The organism is Vicinamibacterales bacterium (assembly GCA_041659285.1).
Lineage (GTDB): Bacteria > Acidobacteriota > Vicinamibacteria > Vicinamibacterales > UBA2999 > 12-FULL-67-14b.
In genome coordinates, this window is the sequence record JBAZYO010000006.1 from 146,171 (window position 1) to 162,815 (window position 16,645).

The 16,645-nt window shown below is 67.0% G+C and carries 19 protein-coding genes; all 19 read right to left on the reverse strand.

Annotation, left to right across the window (positions count from 1 at the left end; translation table 11 throughout):
* Positions 1-14: 14 nt before the first annotated feature.
* A complete protein-coding gene (locus WC815_11510) occupies positions 15-941 on the reverse strand; it encodes a histone deacetylase (GenBank protein ID MFA5909396.1) in 927 nt (308 codons plus the stop codon).
* Between the two features lie 307 nt (positions 942-1,248).
* The gene (locus WC815_11515; GenBank protein ID MFA5909397.1) at positions 1,249-1,923 is read right to left on the reverse strand and encodes a lysophospholipid acyltransferase family protein; all 675 of its coding nucleotides are present in this window, start codon (positions 1,921-1,923) and stop codon (positions 1,249-1,251) included.
* A gap of 49 nt (positions 1,924-1,972) precedes the next feature.
* A complete protein-coding gene (locus WC815_11520; protein MFA5909398.1) occupies positions 1,973-3,634 on the reverse strand; it encodes an electron transfer flavoprotein-ubiquinone oxidoreductase in 1,662 nt (553 codons plus the stop codon).
* 12 nt (positions 3,635-3,646) lie between these two features.
* On the reverse strand, positions 3,647-4,618 hold the full coding sequence (locus WC815_11525; protein ID MFA5909399.1) for an electron transfer flavoprotein subunit alpha/FixB family protein: 972 nt from the start codon (positions 4,616-4,618) through the stop codon (positions 3,647-3,649).
* A complete protein-coding gene (locus WC815_11530) occupies positions 4,615-5,376 on the reverse strand; it encodes an electron transfer flavoprotein subunit beta/FixA family protein (GenBank protein MFA5909400.1) in 762 nt (253 codons plus the stop codon). The genes WC815_11525 and WC815_11530 overlap by 4 nt, the downstream gene beginning before the upstream one ends.
* 73 nt (positions 5,377-5,449) lie before the next feature.
* Complete coding sequence (gene fabF / locus WC815_11535) at positions 5,450-6,739, reverse strand: beta-ketoacyl-ACP synthase II (GenBank protein MFA5909401.1); 1,290 nt, start codon at positions 6,737-6,739, stop codon at positions 5,450-5,452.
* Between the two features lie 8 nt (positions 6,740-6,747).
* Positions 6,748-6,990: an acyl carrier protein gene (gene acpP / locus WC815_11540; protein ID MFA5909402.1), complete on the reverse strand. Its 243-nt coding sequence runs from the start codon at positions 6,988-6,990 to the stop codon at positions 6,748-6,750.
* A 5-nt stretch (positions 6,991-6,995) separates the two neighbouring features.
* Positions 6,996-7,736 (reverse strand): 3-oxoacyl-ACP reductase FabG, encoded by a 741-nt coding sequence (fabG, locus tag WC815_11545; protein MFA5909403.1) that lies wholly within the window; start codon positions 7,734-7,736, stop codon positions 6,996-6,998.
* The gene (gene fabD / locus WC815_11550) at positions 7,733-8,656 is read right to left on the reverse strand and encodes an ACP S-malonyltransferase (GenBank protein ID MFA5909404.1); all 924 of its coding nucleotides are present in this window, start codon (positions 8,654-8,656) and stop codon (positions 7,733-7,735) included. The genes fabG and fabD overlap by 4 nt, the downstream gene beginning before the upstream one ends.
* Entirely contained in the window at positions 8,653-9,660 is a 1,008-nt protein-coding gene (gene plsX, locus WC815_11555; GenBank protein MFA5909405.1) for a phosphate acyltransferase PlsX, read from the reverse strand. Before plsX ends, fabD begins: the two co-directional genes overlap by 4 nt.
* A gap of 55 nt (positions 9,661-9,715) precedes the next feature.
* A complete protein-coding gene (gene rpmF, locus WC815_11560; GenBank protein MFA5909406.1) occupies positions 9,716-9,898 on the reverse strand; it encodes a 50S ribosomal protein L32 in 183 nt (60 codons plus the stop codon).
* On the reverse strand, positions 9,891-10,439 hold the full coding sequence (locus tag WC815_11565) for a DUF177 domain-containing protein (protein MFA5909407.1): 549 nt from the start codon (positions 10,437-10,439) through the stop codon (positions 9,891-9,893). The genes rpmF and WC815_11565 overlap by 8 nt, the downstream gene beginning before the upstream one ends.
* Before the next feature lie 74 nt (positions 10,440-10,513).
* Complete coding sequence (locus tag WC815_11570) at positions 10,514-11,581, reverse strand: deoxyguanosinetriphosphate triphosphohydrolase (GenBank protein MFA5909408.1); 1,068 nt, start codon at positions 11,579-11,581, stop codon at positions 10,514-10,516.
* A gap of 33 nt (positions 11,582-11,614) precedes the next feature.
* The gene (locus tag WC815_11575; GenBank protein ID MFA5909409.1) at positions 11,615-12,817 is read right to left on the reverse strand and encodes a phosphopentomutase; all 1,203 of its coding nucleotides are present in this window, start codon (positions 12,815-12,817) and stop codon (positions 11,615-11,617) included.
* A gap of 3 nt (positions 12,818-12,820) precedes the next feature.
* Complete coding sequence (gene hfq / locus WC815_11580) at positions 12,821-13,078, reverse strand: RNA chaperone Hfq (protein ID MFA5909410.1); 258 nt, start codon at positions 13,076-13,078, stop codon at positions 12,821-12,823.
* The gene (gene miaA / locus WC815_11585; GenBank protein MFA5909411.1) at positions 13,062-14,021 is read right to left on the reverse strand and encodes a tRNA (adenosine(37)-N6)-dimethylallyltransferase MiaA; all 960 of its coding nucleotides are present in this window, start codon (positions 14,019-14,021) and stop codon (positions 13,062-13,064) included. Before miaA ends, hfq begins: the two co-directional genes overlap by 17 nt.
* Before the next feature lie 38 nt (positions 14,022-14,059).
* A complete protein-coding gene (locus tag WC815_11590; GenBank protein MFA5909412.1) occupies positions 14,060-14,983 on the reverse strand; it encodes a cell envelope integrity protein TolA in 924 nt (307 codons plus the stop codon).
* 98 nt (positions 14,984-15,081) lie between these two features.
* Positions 15,082-15,804: a bifunctional demethylmenaquinone methyltransferase/2-methoxy-6-polyprenyl-1,4-benzoquinol methylase UbiE gene (gene ubiE / locus WC815_11595; protein ID MFA5909413.1), complete on the reverse strand. Its 723-nt coding sequence runs from the start codon at positions 15,802-15,804 to the stop codon at positions 15,082-15,084.
* Positions 15,794-16,645 carry a UbiA-like polyprenyltransferase gene (locus WC815_11600; protein MFA5909414.1) on the reverse strand — a complete coding sequence of 284 codons (852 nt, stop codon included), beginning with the start codon at positions 16,643-16,645 and terminating at the stop codon, positions 15,794-15,796. Before WC815_11600 ends, ubiE begins: the two co-directional genes overlap by 11 nt.

Below are 16,645 nucleotides of genomic sequence, written 5' to 3' on the forward strand. Positions count from 1 at the left end.
ATCCGTTGATTTTACTACCGACAGACGGCAATCACCGCATCCAGGCTGTCCGACAGGGCGCGGAGGTCGTAGCCTCCCTCGGTCACGAACACCACCTTCCCCTCGCAGACGTCGTCCGCCACGTCCAGCAGCGCCTTGGTAAGGCGGCCGAAGCCCGCAGTGGTCATCCGCAGCTGTCCCAAGGGGTCCTGCTCGTGAGCGTCGAAGCCCGCCGACACCATCAACAGCTCCGGCTTGAACTCGCGCAGACGCGGCAGCACCACCTCCGCATACTTGCGCTCGACCACTCCATCTTTGTCGCCGATGGTCAGCGGGACGTTCAGCGTGAACCCCTCGCCCGCTCCGCGCCCGGTCTCGCCCGCCGCGCCGCTGCCCGGCCAGAACGGGTATTGGTGCGACGACACGAACAGGATGCTGGGGTCCTCGTAGAACATCGCCTGGGTGCCGTTGCCGTGGTGCACGTCGAAATCGACGATGGCCACGCGAGACAGGCCGCGCGAGCGGGCGTAGGCTGCGCCAGCGGCGATGTTGTTGTAAAGACAGAACCCCATCGCCCTGTCAGCCTCGGCGTGGTGGCCCGGCGGCCGAACCATGGCCAGGGCGCGCGAACCACGTGCGCCATCGAGCACATGGTCCACCGCGGTGAGCACCGCTCCGGCGGCCAGCCGGGCGATGTCGTCGGAATCCGGCGACGTAAACGTGTCTTCGTCGATCATCGTGGCCCGGCCCCGCGTCGCCACGATGGCGGCGATGTGTTCGCGAGTGTGCACCCGCGCGAGATCGTCGTCGGTGGCAGATCGCGGTTCGAGCACGGTTCCACCCTGCTCGCGAAACCGGGCGGCCACCGCTTCCAACGTCTCGGCGCGCTCGGGCCGTTCCGGGTGTTCCGCTGGAGTCACGTGATCGACAAAGCGAGGCGAGCTGACGAGGACCAACGGCATCCGTATAGGTTAGCCCAACCAAAGACAGCCGCAGATTAGACGCCGATTTGACACAGATTCTGATTGGACGGCGACCGCCGAACCGCGCCAAGACACGGCGGCCCGACGCAGGCCGGTTGGCGTTCTTTCCAACCGGCCTGACCGAGCAGACAGAGACCAGAAACAAGAGTGGCTGTGTTGTGTGAACACTCTTGTTTCTGGCCTCTGCCTGCTCGGTCCGCGGGAGCGAAGCTCCGCGTCGGGCCGCCTCAGTCATCTGCGTGAATCTGCGAAATCTGCGGCCCGTCAATCCGCGACCGGGCGGTCGCTAGGACAATTGCCGACGGCATTCCAATCGTGCTGCTGCAAGGGACGCCTCCAGCTCACGCCGGCACGCTTCCAGCGCAGCGGCGTCCGCGTCTCGCGGCACGTAGATCGGTTGGCGGATCGCCATCGCCACGGTCGTGAACGGCTTCGGAATCTGCGTCCGGTCCCAGCTGTTGAGCGTCCAGCTCGAGGCGGCCTCGGAATGGAACGGCAGTAAGGGCTGGCCCGTGGCCCTGGCCAGCCACACCGCGCCCGGCTGCGCGACCTCTGCGGGCCCGCGGGGTCCATCCAGAGTGAAGGCCACCCCGTGGGCCTTCACGTCCCTCACAAGCTGCCTGAGGGCCGCAGGACCGCCCCTGGAGGTGGAGCCACGAGCGGCGCCGTAGCCGAACTTGCCGAGCAGCCTGGCAATCCACTCGCCATCGAAGTTCTCGGAGGCCATGGCGACAATGCCGCGCCGCTGAAAGTAGGGAGTGGCCGCAAGGATGCGCCCATGCCAGAGCGCGAGGATGGGTTGGTGACCGGCCCTGGTGATGGCGTCAACGTGCTCGGCGCCGGTGACCTTCCACGTCCACGTCGAGCACAGCGCGCGCACGACTGGGTACCCCAGCGCGGCGATCGCAGCCACTTCAGCGCGCTTGCGCGGGGACTGCCGCCAGTCGGTAGTTTCAGCCATCAGCTAGCGGAAGCGTAGCACCCTAGGCACCTTAGGCACCTTAGGCACCCTACATCCCGTCGTAGGAAGGGCCTTCGCCGCCTTCAGGAGCCACCCACGTGATGGCCGCGTAGGGGTCCATGATGTCGCAGGTCTTGCAATGCACGCAGTTGGACGCGTTGATCTGCAGCTTCAGACCGCCCGCACCGTTGTCGACCATTTCGTAGACGCTGGCCGGGCAGAAGCGCACGCATGGGTGGCCGTATTCGGGTCCGCAGATGCTGTGGCACACGTCGGTCTGCACCAGGAGGTGCACCGGCTGATCCTCGTCGTGGTGCGTGCCCGAATAGTGCGCGCCGGTCACCTTGTCGAACGTGATGCGGCGATCGATGGGCGCGGTGTTGGACGGCACCAGGATGTCGCGCTTGGCCATCCCGTAGTAGTGCTCGATCGTCTGCATCGCCTGGTGGCCGGGATGGCCGGAGAGGTCGGGCAGGCCCTTGCCGTTGGTGAACATCGCGATGCCGGCGTAGGCGCCGCCCGCCATGGTGCCGGCGCCGAACGCCTGGTGCACGTTGCGCACCGGATAGAGCTCGGTCTTGATCGGGCTCGCATCCACCAGCTGCTTGTAGCGATGCAGCGACGCCGAGCTCGTGTCATCCGCGCGCACCGCGTCGAACGCCGCTTCGGCAGCGAGCATGCCGCTGCGCATGGCGAGGTGAATGCCCTTCAGCCGGATCGAATTCACGAAGTTGGCGGCATCGCCGACAATCAGGCCGCCATCGACATGCAGGCGCGGCTGCGTGTTCCAGCCGCCTTCCGGCAGCGCCTTGGCGCCGTAGCGCACGACCTGGCCGCCGTCGAGAATGCCGCTGATGAACGGGTGCCGCTTGAAATGCTGGAAGGCGGCGTGGGGATCGAACAGCGGGTCCTTGTAGTCGAGGCCCACCACGAAGCCGATCGAGAGGCGGCCTTCAGGCATCGCGTACAACCAGCTGCCGCCGAACTCCTCGTCGCGCAGCGGGTAGCCGAGCGTGTGGATGACGGTGCCCGGCGCGAGCCGATCCTTCGGGATGTCCCAGAGTTCCTTGATGCCGAGGGCAAACTGCGCCGGCTCGGATTCGAGACCCAGCTCCAAGGTCTGCATCAACTGCTTGGTCAGGTGGCCACGGACGCCGTCGGCGAAGATTGTGACCTTGGCATGGATGTCGGCGCCGAGCTCGAAGGCGCCCTTGGGCTGGCCGTCCTTGCCGATACCGCGGTCGCCCGTGCGCACGCCAATCACCCGGGTGCCGTCGTAGAGCACGTGCTGGCCGGCAAAGCCCATGAACAGGTCGATGCCTTCGGCCTCCACCTGCCCCGCCAGCCACTTCGTGAACTGGTTGAGCGAGATGATGTAGTTGCCGTGATTCTGGAACGGCGGCGGCGTGATCGGCAGCCGCAGTTTTTGCTCGGGCGTCAGGAAGTAGATGTTGTCCTGGTGCACTTCCGCCGCCAGCGGCGCGCCCTTGGCCTGGAAGTCCGGGATGAGGTCGCGCAGCGTGGACGGGTCGAGCAGGGCGCCCGAGAGCTGATGCACGCCGGCGTCGCGGGCCTTTTCGATCACCGCGATCGACAGCGGCTCCCCGCCCTTCTGCTTCTGCAGCTGCGCGAGGCGCAGGGCCGCCGACAAGCCGGCAGGCCCGCCTCCGACAATCAGGATGTCTACTTGGAGGGTCTCACGCTCAGCCATCAGCCTTCGGCCTCAGGACTTCTGCAGTTCCGCGATAATTGCCGGCGCCAGCTCGAACAGGTCGCCCTGGATGCCGTAATCGGCCACTTCGAAGATCGGCGCGTCGGCGTCCTTGTTGATCGCCACGATCACGCGCGAACCCTTCATGCCGACCAGGTGCTGGATGGCACCCGAGATGCCCAGGGCCACATACAGCTTCGGCGCCACCGTCTGGCCGGAGCTGCCGATCTGGCGCTCCATGGGCAGCCAGCCGTTGTCGCAGATCGGCCGCGATGCGGCCAGTTCGGCGCCGAACGCCTTGGCCAGCTGTTCCGCCACGGCGATGTTCTCCTGCGACTTGATGCCGCGGCCCACCGAGACAATGCGCTCGGCCTGCGACAGGTCCACGGCCTGCTTGGCCTCCTGGAACGGCGCTTCAGGCTTCTGCCGGATCTTCGACTCGTCGATCGTGATGCCGGCCGCCGCGATCGGCGCGGCCGCGCTCCCGCGCGCCGCGGCGTCGGCGCGATAGGCGCCAATCTGGATGCTGGCGAAATGCGGCGCCGGCCCCTGCGGCACGACCTCGGCCACCAGCTTGCCCTGGAACATCGGCCGCGCGAACGCGGTGGCGCCGCCGGCCTGCCGGATCGCGATCACGTCGGTGACGAGGGCGCGATCCATGCGGCCGGCGAGCATCGGCGCGAAGTCGCGGGTCTGATAGCTGTGCGGGAAGAACACGTACGCCGGCGATACCTGCGTGATGACTTGCTGCAAGGCCTGCACGAACGCGTCGGGCGTGTAGATCGCCAGCGCGGCGTGCTCGACCGTGATCACTTCGGCCACCGCCGCCTGCGCCAGCTCCGCGGCCACGGCGGCGACGCCCTGCCCGGCAACGGCGACCTTCACCGGCATCGATCCGCCGGCGAGCTGCTGGGCCGCCGCTATGGCTTCCCAGCTCGCGCGATTGAGCTTGCCGTTCGTCTGTTCCGCGATCACGAGAATCATAGGACCCTCGCTTCTTCGCGAAGGCGCTTGACGAGTTCCTTCGCGGCCTCGGCGGGCGACCCGCCGATCATGACCGTCTGCTTCGACTTCTGCGGCGCGCTGAGCGCCACCACCTTGAGGCGCGGCGTCAGCCCGGCCGGCGCCGCCACCTTGATGATTTCCTTCTTCTTCGCCGCCATGATCCCCTTCAACGTGGCGTAGCGCAGCTGGTTGATGCCGCTCTGGATGGTCAGCAGCGCCGGCAGCGGCATCGTCGCGTACTGGAACCAGCCGCCTTCGAGCTCGCGCTTCACCTTCAGCGTCGCCTCGGTGACCTGCACTTCCATGATGATCGTCGAGTGCGGGATGCCGAGCTTCTCGGCCAGCACCGGGCCGAACTGGGCGTGGCCCTGGTCGTCGGACTGCAGGCCGGTCAGGATGAGATCAAATGCCTGCCCGGCCATGGCCGGCGCGAGAGCCGCGGCCGCGGTGAAGGCATCGGCGGCGCCGAGCGAGTCGTCTTCGACGTGCAGCGCGCGGTCGGCGCCGCGGGCCAGGGCCTCGCGGATCACCTGCTGCACGCGGGCCGGACCGGCCGAGCACACCACGACTTCCCCGCCATGCTTCTCGCGGAGGCGCAGGCTCTCCTCGAGCGCGTAGGCGTCGGGCTCGTTCATCTCGTAGCTGACATCCTGCTCGCGCACCCACGTCTTGTCGTCGTTCAGACGCGGCTGCCACTCGCGGGTAGGCACTTGCTTGATGCAGACGGCAATTTTCATGGAACCTTCATGGCTTGGGGCCTGGGGCTTGGGGCTTGGCTGGCGGCGCGCCCCAAGTCTCGAGCCTCAGGTCTCAAGCCTCGTATCTCTTGAACAGCAACGCTCCGTTGGTCCCGCCGAAGCCGAACGAATTCGACAGCGCGTAGTCGATCTTCATCTCGCGCGCCGTGTGCGGCACGTAGTCGAGGTCGCAGCCCTCGTCCGAATTCTCGAGGTTGATGGTCGGCGCCACCTTCTGGTGCCGCACCGACAGCGCGACGATGCCGGCTTCGAGGCCGCCGGCGGCGCCCAGCAGGTGCCCGGTCATCGACTTGGTCGATGAAATCGCCAGCTTGTAGGCGTGGTCGCCGAACGCGCGCTTGATCGCGGTGGTCTCGATGCGATCGTTGTGCGGCGTCGAGGTGCCATGGGCGTTGACGTAGTTCACCTGATCGGGACGGATGCCGGCGGAGGCAATGGCCGTCTTCATCACGCGATAGGCGCCGTCGCCGTCTTCCGACGGCGCGGTCATGTGATAGGCATCGCCCGACATGCCGTAGCCGACCATCTCGGCGTAAATCGTGGCGCCGCGGCGCTTGGCGAACTCGAGTTCCTCGAGCACGACCACGCCGGCGCCCTCGCCCAGCACGAAGCCGTCGCGGTCCTTTTCGAACGGACGGCTGGCGCGCGACGGGTCGTCGTTGCGGGTTGACAGCGCGCGCAAGGCGCCGAAGCCGCCGACGCCCATGGGACAGACGGCCGCTTCCGCGCCGCCGGCGATCATGGCATCCGCGGCGCCGCGCTTGATGATTTCGTAGGAATCGCCGATGGCGTGCGCCGACGCCGTGCACGCGGTGCAGGTGGCCAGGTTCGGGCCCTTGGCGCCGTAGCGGATCGACACCTGGCCGGCGGCCAGGTTGATGATGGACGACGGGATGAAGAAGGGGGAAATCTTGCGCGGGCCGCCTTCGAGATAGGAGATGTGCTCCCTCTCGATGGTGGTGAACCCGCCGATGCCCGACCCGATGAACACGCCCACCCGATCGGCGAACTCGGGCGTGATCGTCAGGCGTGCATCGTCCATGGCGTATTGCGACGCCGCGACCGCGAACTGAATGAAGATGTCCATCTTCTTCAGCTCTTTCTTCTCGATGAACTGCAGCGGATCGAAGTTCTTCACTTCGCCCGCGAAGCGCGTCGAGAATGCTGTTGCATCAAAGCGCGTGATCGGGCCGATGCCGCTCGTACCCGCGCACAGCGCGTCCCAGTTTGCCTGAGTGCCCATGCCGACCGGCGACACCAGACCCACGCCGGTCACTACGACTCGCCTGCTCACTTGACCTCCGGAAGAAGCAACGGCACCCCCAAAGGGGGTGCCCGACACGGCCCGCGCTACTTCTTCTTGGCGTGCGACTCGATGTAGTCGACCGCTTCCTTGACGCGCGTGATCTTCTCCGCTTCCTCGTCAGGGATCTCGATGCCGAACTCTTCCTCGAACGCCATCACCAGCTCGACGGTGTCGAGCGAGTCGGCGCCCAGGTCGTCCACGAACGAAGCATCCGGGGTGACTTCTTCCTCGTCCACGCCCAGCTGCTCCACGATAATGCTCTTTACTTTGTCGGCAACGGCCACGATTCCTCCTACATGTACATCCCGCCGTTAACGGCGAGAACTTGACCAGTAATATACGCCGCATCGTCGGAAGCCAGAAACGCGACCGCCGCCGCAATGTCGTCCGGCGTGCCCAGGCGGGCCAGCGGGATCTGCGCCGCCCACTCGGTCTTGGCATCCGCGGTGATCGCGCGCGTCATGTCGGTCTCGACCAACCCTGGCGCCACCACATTCACCGTCACCTGGCGCGACGCGACTTCACGCGCCAGGGCCTTGCAAAACCCGATTAATCCCGCCTTCGACGCCGCGTAATTCGCCTGGCCGGCATTGCCCATCTGCCCGACCACCGAGCTGATGGCGATGATGCGGCCCGCGCGCTGCTTGATCATCGGCCTGAGCGCGGCCTGGCACAGCGTAAACGCCGCCGTCAGGTTGGTCGCGATCACCTCGTCCCAGTCGGCGCGCTTCATGCGCAGCATCAACTGGTCGCGGGTGATGCCAGCGTTGCTGACCAGGATGTCGAGCCGCCCGTGGCGCTCGACCGTTCCCTTGATCAGCGACTCGACCGCTGCCGCGTCGGTGACGTCGGCGCCGTGGGCGACGGCCTTGCCGCCGCTGGCGGTGATCGCGGCGGCGGTCTCGTCGGCGTTCGACCCGCGCGCGACGCACACCACCGTGGCGCCACCCGCCGCCAGGCGCTGCGCAATCGCCCGGCCAATGCCGCGGGACGCACCCGTCACAATCGCAATCTTGCCGTCGAACTGTGTCAGAGCAGTCCCTCGATCGCGGCGAGGTCAGCGGGACCCTCGACGTTCAGAATGGTGGCGCCCGGAGCGATCTTCCTGGCCAGACCGCTCAACACTTTCCCCGGACCTACTTCAACATATCGGGTGACGCCCTCCGACGCAAGGCGCTGCATGACGTTTTCCCACCGTACCGGCGACGACACCTGCCGGATCAACGCCTCGATCGACGCCGCGGCGGTCCGCTTGGGTTCCGCGTCAACATTGGCCACCACCGGCACGCGCGGGTCGTGCGACGCGGCGGCGCGCAGTTCCGGCGCCAACCGCTCTTCCGCCGGCTTCATCAGCGCGCAATGGAAGGGCGCGCTCACCGGCAACGGAATCGCCCGCTTGGCGCCCAGCGCCTTGGCCCGCTCGCTGGCGCGCGCCACGGCCGCCGCCGATCCGGCAATGACGATCTGGCCGGGGCTATTCAGGTTGGCCGGGCTGACGACGTCGCCCTGCGCCGCTTCCGCGCACGCTTGCGCGACGCCCGCTTCGTCGAGCCCGAGAATGGCGGCCATCGCCCCCTGCCCCACCGGCACCGCCTCCTGCATGTAACGGCCGCGGTGGCGGACCAGGCGCACGGCGTCGGCGAAGGCCAGCGTTCCGGCCGCGACGTGTGCGGAGTACTCGCCCAGGCTGTGCCCGGCGACGAAGGCCGGCGACAGCCCGCGCTCGTGCAGCAACCGCCACACCGCCACGCTCATCGTCAGGATGGCCGGCTGGGTGTTCTCGGTCAGCGTGAGCCGATCGGCCGGGCCGTTGAAGATCAGGTCGCTGAGGGATTCGCCGAGCGCCGCATCGGCTTCGGCAAAGGTGCGCGCGCAAATGGGAAACTGATCCGCCAGCGCCTGGCCCATGCCAACGGCCTGGGAACCCTGTCCGGGGAAGAGACAAGCAATCACGACTGTGTCACCGCAAAGGTCGCCATCTCGAGTCGAAGCCGCTCCACCATTTGATGGCCCGCCATGCGCGACGCCATCGCCACCGCATTGCGAACCGCCTTCACCGACGAACGCCCGTGACCGACGATGCACAGGCCGGCCACGCCCAGCAGGGGCGCGCCGCCAAACTCCGAGTAGTCCACGCGCTTGCGGAAGCGCCGAAACGCGCGACGCGAGAGCAAGTACCCCATCTGGCTCGAGAAGGTGCTTTGCAGCTCCTCGCTCAGGAGGTCCTCGACCATCTCGACCAGCCCTTCGCTCAACTTCAGCGCGACGTTGCCGGTGAACCCGTCACACACCACCACGTCGGCGTCGCCCGAAAAGATGCCGCGGGCTTCGACGTTGCCGATGAAGGCCAGCGACGAGGCCTTGATCAGCTGATGCGCCTCGCGCGTCAGCTCGTTGCCCTTCGTCTCTTCCTCGCCGATCGACAGCAACCCGATCCGCGGCCGCTCCACCCCCAGCCCCACCTTCGAGTAGACCGCCCCCATGCGGGCGAACTGCAGCAAGTGCGAGGGCCGGCACGCGACCGTGGCCCCAACGTCGAGCAACACCGCCGAACCGCGCCGCGTCGGCACGGTCGGGGCGAGCGCGGGCCGATCGACACCCGGCAACATGCCGAATGCCGCGTGGGCCGCGACGACGCACGCCCCGGTGTGGCCGGCGCTGAACAGCGCCGCGGCCTCGCCGGACGCGACGAGATCGGCAGCCACGCGGATCGAGGCCTTGGGCTTGCGGCGCAAGGCCTGGGCCGGCGATTCGGCCATGTCGACCACGTCTGGCGCGTCGATCACGCGCACATCCAGGGTGGCGACGTCGGGATGGCGTTGGAGCTCGGCGCGGATCTCGCCGGCACGGCCGACCAGGTCGATGCCCAGGCCCAGGTAGCGCGCGGCGGCCAGGGCGCCGTCCACCGGCCGCCCGGGCGCGTGATCGCCGCCCATCGCGTCAACCGCGATGCGCATTGTCCCTGAAGCTGCTTATGCGCGAGACCAATCTGCGCATCTGCGCAATCCGCCGCTAGTCTTCGTTGACTGGACGCACCTGGCGCGCGCGGTAGAAACCGCAATACGCGCACACGCGGTGCGCGGCCTTGGGCTCGCTGCACTGCGGGCACAGGCCGGGCGTGGTGGCCTTGAGCGCGTCATGAGTGCGGCGCTTGCGGCCGCGGGTCTTGGAGTGTCTGCGTTTTGGATTAGGCATCGTCGGGCTTTCGCTTCGTAATCAACGTCTTCAAACCAGCCATCCGCGGATCCGCCATCTGCGGATTGCAATCGCAGGGGGCCAGATTCCGGTTGGTACCACATTGCGGGCAAATCCCCAGGCACGCCGACTTGCAAAGCGGCTTCATCGGCAAGGCCAGGTAGAACTGCTCCCGCAACAACTCGTTCAGGTCGATCTCGTCGTCCCGATAGAACGTTATCGAAACGTCGTCTTCCTCGACTTCGGCCTCTTCGTCTTCGTCCTTGTCGGCATCAACCACCGCGGACGGCAGGAACCGCAAGTCGAATTCGCGATCGACCGGCAACACAAACGGCTCGAGGCAGCGGCTGCACACCTGCTCGAGAGCGGTCTTCACCGTGCCGACCAGCCGGAACCGATCGTGATCCATGTGGACCACCATCTGAAGGCTGACCGGGGCAATCACCTTATAGTCCTCATCCCCACCCGGAAGGTCGGCCGGGGCAAAGACCCTGGAGAACTCGGTCTCGGGCAGACGAATATGGGCAAGTTCGAGGCGCATCGCAAGATCTGTCGGTCCGGCTAAAGCCGGACGCTACATGTACTTCCGGCTATCTCGCAGCCAGACAAGACTTTTCAGTATACCACGCGGGGGCCAACCCAAGGCTTGGGGATGAACAGGTTCTGGAACAGGTCCACGGCAAAGCGGTCGGTCATGCCGGCCACGAAGTCCTGGGCGGCCACGTCCACCCCCTCGGCGGCAATGGTCCGGACGTCCAGGAATTCCTCGGGCCGCTGCTGGACCTTTTCCCACAACCCTCCCAGGATGCCCGCCGCCTTTGCGAACTCGGCCGTGGCAACCTGGTTCTCGTAGACGGCTTCGAACAGGTAGCTGCGCAGGTCCACCAGGGCGGTCAGGACCGGCTCGCTCATCCGGATCTCGGTCAGGCCGCCGTCCAGAGTCTGGTGCACCACGTCGCTGACCAGCCGGCCAATGCGTTCCGACGGGGAGTGCCCCAGCAGGTCCACCGCATGCCCGGGGAGGCTCGACTCCGACAGGATCCCCGCCCGCACGGCGTCGTCGATGTCGTGGTTCACGTAGGCGACGATGTCGGCGACGCGGGCCACCTGCCCCTCAATGGTGCTGGCGCGATGTTCCGGCGCCGCGCCGACCGGCATGCCGTGCTTGCCCTTGGAATGGCGGGCAATGCCGTCGCGCACTTCCCAGGTGAGATTCAGTCCCCGGCGATCGTTTTCGAGCACATCGACAATGCGCAGGCTCTGCTCGTAGTGATTGAAGCCGCCCGGCACCAGCGTGCTCAGCACGCGCTCGCCGGCATGGCCGAACGGCGTATGCCCGAGGTCGTGTCCCAGCGCAATGGCCTCAGTCAGTTCCTCGTTCAGGTGAAGGACCTTGGCGATGGTCCGTGCGATCTGTGACACCTCGAGTGTGTGCGTGAGGCGCGTGCGGTAGTGATCGCCCTTGGGCGAAAAGAAGACCTGCGTCTTGTGCTTGAGGCGGCGGAACGCCTTGGTGTGGATGATGCGGTCGCGATCGCGCTGGAACGCGGGCCGGATGGGATCCTCGGCCTCGGGGCGAACGCGCCCCTTGCTGGCGCCGCTCTTCGAGGCCTCTGGGGCCAGGATCTCGCGCTCGCGCGCCTCGAGTTGTTCGCGAATCACCGCCCGCCCTGCGCTGGTCATCTCACTATTGTAGCGTCCGCCTTTGCCGGGCCATCAAATGTGGCGTCCGGCTTGAGCCGGACCATGCTCGCGCAGGATCTGTCGAAGGAAGCTCGCACCGTGGGCCATCGGGCCGACGCCAAACACCTCGGCCAGCGTCTGCGCGAGGTCGGCGAACGTGGTCCTGGTGCCCAGATCCACGCCGCCGCGCACGCCGGCCCCGTACAGCAGGACCGGCACGTGCTCCCGCGAATGGTCGGTGCTGGGCGTGGTCGGGTCGTTGCCGTGGTCGGCGGTAATCACCAGCAGATCGTCGGGCCGCAGTCTGGGCAGCAACTGCGCCAGCCGGGCGTCGAACCGGTCCAGGTTCGCGCCGTATCCGGCGGTGTCGTTACGGTGACCGTACAGCGTGTCGAAGTCCACCAGGTTGGCGAAGATCAGCCCGCGGGCCTGCGTGGCCATCAACGCCTCGATGTAATCCACGCCCTCCGCGTCGCTCTTGGTCGGGTGAGACGCGGTCACGCCCTGGCCGGCGAACAGGTCAGCGATCTTCCCCACCGACGTGACCGGGTGTCCCGCGGCGACCAGGCGGTCCAGCAGGGTTTCCGCGACCGGCGGCATCGCGTAGTCGTGACGGTTCGACGTGCGCGCGAAGGAACCCGGCAGGCCGATGAACGGCCTGGCGATGACGCGGCCCAGGCCGAGTCCGCGCACTGCCAGGTCGTAGGCGGCGTCGCACCACTCGTACAACTGCGGCACCGGCACGATGCCCTCGTGCGCGGCGATCTGAAACACGCTGTCGGCCGAGGTGTAGACGATCGGATAGCCGGTCTCCATGTGCCGGGGACCGAGTTCGTCGATGATCGCCGTGCCGGAGGCCACCACGTTGCCAATCGACGGCCGCCCGATGCGCTGTTCGAACGCGTGGATCAACTCTGGTGAGAAGCCGTTGGGGAAGGTCGGGAAGGCGCGGTCGAGGACCACGCCCATCAGTTCCCAATGACCGGTGACGGAATCCTTACCGGCGGATCGCTCCGCCATGCGCCCGAAGGCCGCCGTCGGCGACGCCGGCGCGGCAATGCCGGCCAGCGGCAGCAACCGCGGCAGGCCCATCGCCGCCAGCGTCGGAATGCGCAGGGGGACCGCGGCGGCGATGTTGCCGAGGGTGTTGCTGCCCTGATCCTCGTACAGCGCGGCATCCGGCAATTCGCCGATGCCGACGCTGTCGAGAACGATGACGATGGCGCGCGCGAACACGCGTCAGGGATGGTGAGACGAGAAGTAATTCGGGACGCTGCGGGGCGTCCGGATCGTCGCGATGGCGTGCTTGAAGATCAGGTGATCCATCCCCGCGTGCTCGACGATCAAGGCAAAGCGGTCGAAGTTCTTGATGCGGGCTTCGAACTCGCGTCCATCGAGCAGGTGGACGGTGACGGGCAGTTTCTCGCGACGTGCATAGTTCAGGAAGACGTCCTGAATGTTCGGCGCGCCGGTCTTGGCTTCAGGTAGCGGCGACATTTTTCCCGTCCTTCAAAAGACCCCGCGCGGTCAGCTCGTTAATCACGCTGTCCTGCACTTCGGCGTTAGTGCCGGGGCCTTCAAACCAGACAAGGTTAGGCTCTTTTCGGAACCAGATCAACTGCCGGCGCGCGTATTTCCGGTTCTCTTGCGCAATTAGCGCGCGTGTCGCCGCCTCGTCGCGTTTGCCCTGCAGGTGCTCCATGGCCTGTCGGTACACGAGGCCCCCGAACGGCCGCGCCTCCGGCGGGACACCGGCGGCCAGCAGCGCGCGGATCTCGTCCAGCAGTCCTGCGTCGAACTGTGCATCGACCCGCCGGGCCAGTCGATCGGCGAGCCACTCCGCCGGCGCCCGAAGCCCGATCGGCATCACCTGCACTTCTGGGTCGAGCAGCGATAGGGTGTCTTCGAAGTGGGCGGTCAGCGGACGGCCGGTCTGGAAATACACTTCCAACGCCCGCACCAGCCGCTTCAGGTCGCGAGGCTGGATCCGCCGTCCCGATTCCGGATCCACCCGCGTCACCATCCGGTGCAGCGCTTCAACGCCGCGCTTCGCCGCAATGCCTTCCAGCCGGGCGCGCAATTCCGGATCCTTGCCTGGCCCGGGGAACAGGCCGCGCGTCAGCGCCCGGTAGTAGAAACCGGTACCGCCCACCAGGATGGGCACGCGTCCGCGGGCGTGGATGTCGCGGACCGCCGCCGCGGCATCGCGCGCAAACTGCGCCGCGGTGTATTCGTCGGTGGGATCGGCGATGTCGATCAGGTGGTGCGGGATGCCGCACCGCTCGGCCAGCGGCACCTTATCGGTGCCGATGTCGAACCCGCGATACACCGCGGTCGAATCGCAGTTGATGATCTCACCGCCGAACCATTCGGCCAGCGCGATGCCCAGGGCGCTCTTGCCGGTAGCCGTGGGTCCGAGAACTGCGATGAGTGGTTTCACGGAGTATCCGGCGCCCCATGAAGGGGCGCCCTACCAGCCTATTGGCCCGGAGGGTTTTCGTTGTAGAAGAAGGTGACCGTGAAGAACGCCTTGTCGTCCGGATACTCCGGCGGCAGCGGCGTGGTGGGGTTCGAGGCGAGCAGCGCGTTGACCGCCGCCGTGTTGAACGACTCGATTTCTGACGGGCGCAGCACCGTCACGTCGGTCAACTGGCCGTTCCGGTGCACGTTGAAGGTGATCACTACCCGGCCGCGCATGGTCATGGCGGCATACGGCACGAACCAGTTGCGGCGGACCTGCGACACGAACCGCCGGATCCACGGCCCGAACTCGACGCCCTTGGTATCGAACTGCAGCGGGCCAAACTCCTGCGTCTGGCCCTTCTGGTTGTTGAACGAATCGTTCTGCACGTACTTCTGGAGGTTCTTCAGCGCTTCACCGAGAGACCCGCCGGCCGGCGGCTGCTGCTGCGGACGCTGCATCATCGCCATTTGGGGGTCGGTCCGCGGATCGGAGACCGGCGGGGTTTCGACGGCCGGGGCCGGCGGCGCCGGTTGCGGTGCGGGGCCCTCGCCGCGCATCTTCTCTTCAGCCGAGGCTTCCGTGCGTTCCGTCGAGTTACCGCGCGCGGCGGGCAACGGGTTGGTCATCTCCGGCACGCGCTCGGGCGTGCGCGCGCTGCGATCGACGTCCGACATCTCGGCGCGTTCCGGCTGCCGCGTCGGCGGCAGATCCATCTTCGGCTGCACGAAGACGAACGTCGGCTGGTTCTCCGGACGCTGTTGCGGCGGCGGAACGGCCTGCGCCTCTTGAGATCGATCAGGCCAGTACTGGGGCAGGAACAGCAGCACGAGGATCAGGGCGGTGTGGAAAATGATCGACACGGCGACGCCGTCGCGCCGGTTGATCGCCGACCCGACGGGTTCGATGTCGCGATAGCGATCGTCGAAGTCGAAGTGCATCAGTAGGTTACGCGATTATACATGGTGGATTTGGACTTGGGGCCTCGGGCTTGGGCTCCAGAATCGAGACCTCATGGTCAAGCCTCAGGTCTCAAGTCTCAAGCCGACGGTTTCGTCCCCGTATATAGATAGACGATACCGAACGCCAAAGGCCGGGAGCTCACCTGTGAAAATCCTGTGACAGTGAGGATGCGGGCGAATTCGTCGCCGAACTGGAAGGTGCCGACCGACTCAGGCAGGTAGGTATAGGCGGCGTTGTGCTGAGACACGGCGCGGCCGATGCGCGGCAGCACGTGGTTGAAGTACCAGAGATACAGCGGGCGCACCGCCGGAATCACGGGCAAGCCAAACTCGAGGATGGCCAGCCGGCCGCCGGGCCGCAGCACCCTCAACAACTCCTGGCAGGCCTCGGCCGGACGCTGCACGTTGCGAATGCCGAACGCGATGGTCGCGGCATCCACCGACGCGCCGGCGATCGGCAGCCCCATGGCGTCGCCGCGAATGAGGTGGACGCGGGCTCCCAGTCCCGCCTGCCGCACCTTCTCGAGGCCGTGCGTCAGCATCGCGCCCGAGAAGTCCACGCCGACCACGCGCGCGGCCCCGGCCGGCTTGCGCGCGGCGCCCAGCGCCACGTCCGCGGTCCCCGTGCACACATCGAGCAGCCGCTCGCGCCCGGTCAGCTTGAGGGTGGCAATCGCGCGGCGGCGCCAATAGCGATCGAGGCCGCCCGACAGCACGGTGTTCAGGAGGTCGTACCGCCCGGCAATGGCGTCGAACATGCCCGAGATCTTCTCGGGCGACTTGTCCACGTTAGCCGACATACAACGCCATGCCCATCGTCACGAAATACAAAATACCCACCCACCCGTTGAGATCGAACGCCCGCTTCACTTGCGACAAGTCATGCTCACTCACGAGCGACTGCTCGTAGGCCAGCAGCGCCGCGACCAGCGCGACGCCGCCCAGGTAAATAGGACCGAGCGGCAGCACCCGGGCCAGCGCCGCCATGCAGACGATGGTGGCGACGTGCATCACGCGCGAGATCAGGAGCGACCGCGCGATACCGAAGCGGACCGGAATGGAGTGGAGGCCGTGCGCGCGATCGAACGCCAGATCCTGGCACGCATACAGGATGTCGAATCCGCCGACCCACAGGCCGATCGCCAGCCCGAGCAGCCACGGCTCCCATCCCCCGCGCCCGCCGGCCGCCAGCCACCCGCCCACCGGCGCCACCGCCATGGCCAGGCCGAGGAACGCTTGCGTGTAAGAGGTGTAACGCTTCGCCACCGAATACCAGAACACGATGCCAAGCGCCACCGGCGACAACAGGCCACACAGCGGATTGAGGCGCGCGGAGGCGGCGATGAAGGCGGCCGACGAGACGCCGACGAAGATGGTGGCTTCGCCGCGGCTCATGGCGCCTCGCGGGATCTCGCGCATCGCCGTTCGCGGATTGAGGGCGTCGAGCCGCGCATCCACGAGGCGGTTGAAGCCCATGGCCGCGCTGCGCGCCGACACCATGGCCACCATCACCCACAGCACCTGGCTCCAGTGGAACGGCGCCTCCCGCCACGCCAGCAGCGCGCCGGTGAGCGCAAACGGCAGCGCGAACACCGAATGGGAGAAGCGGACGAACGACAGGTAGGTGGCGACTTTGCTCAC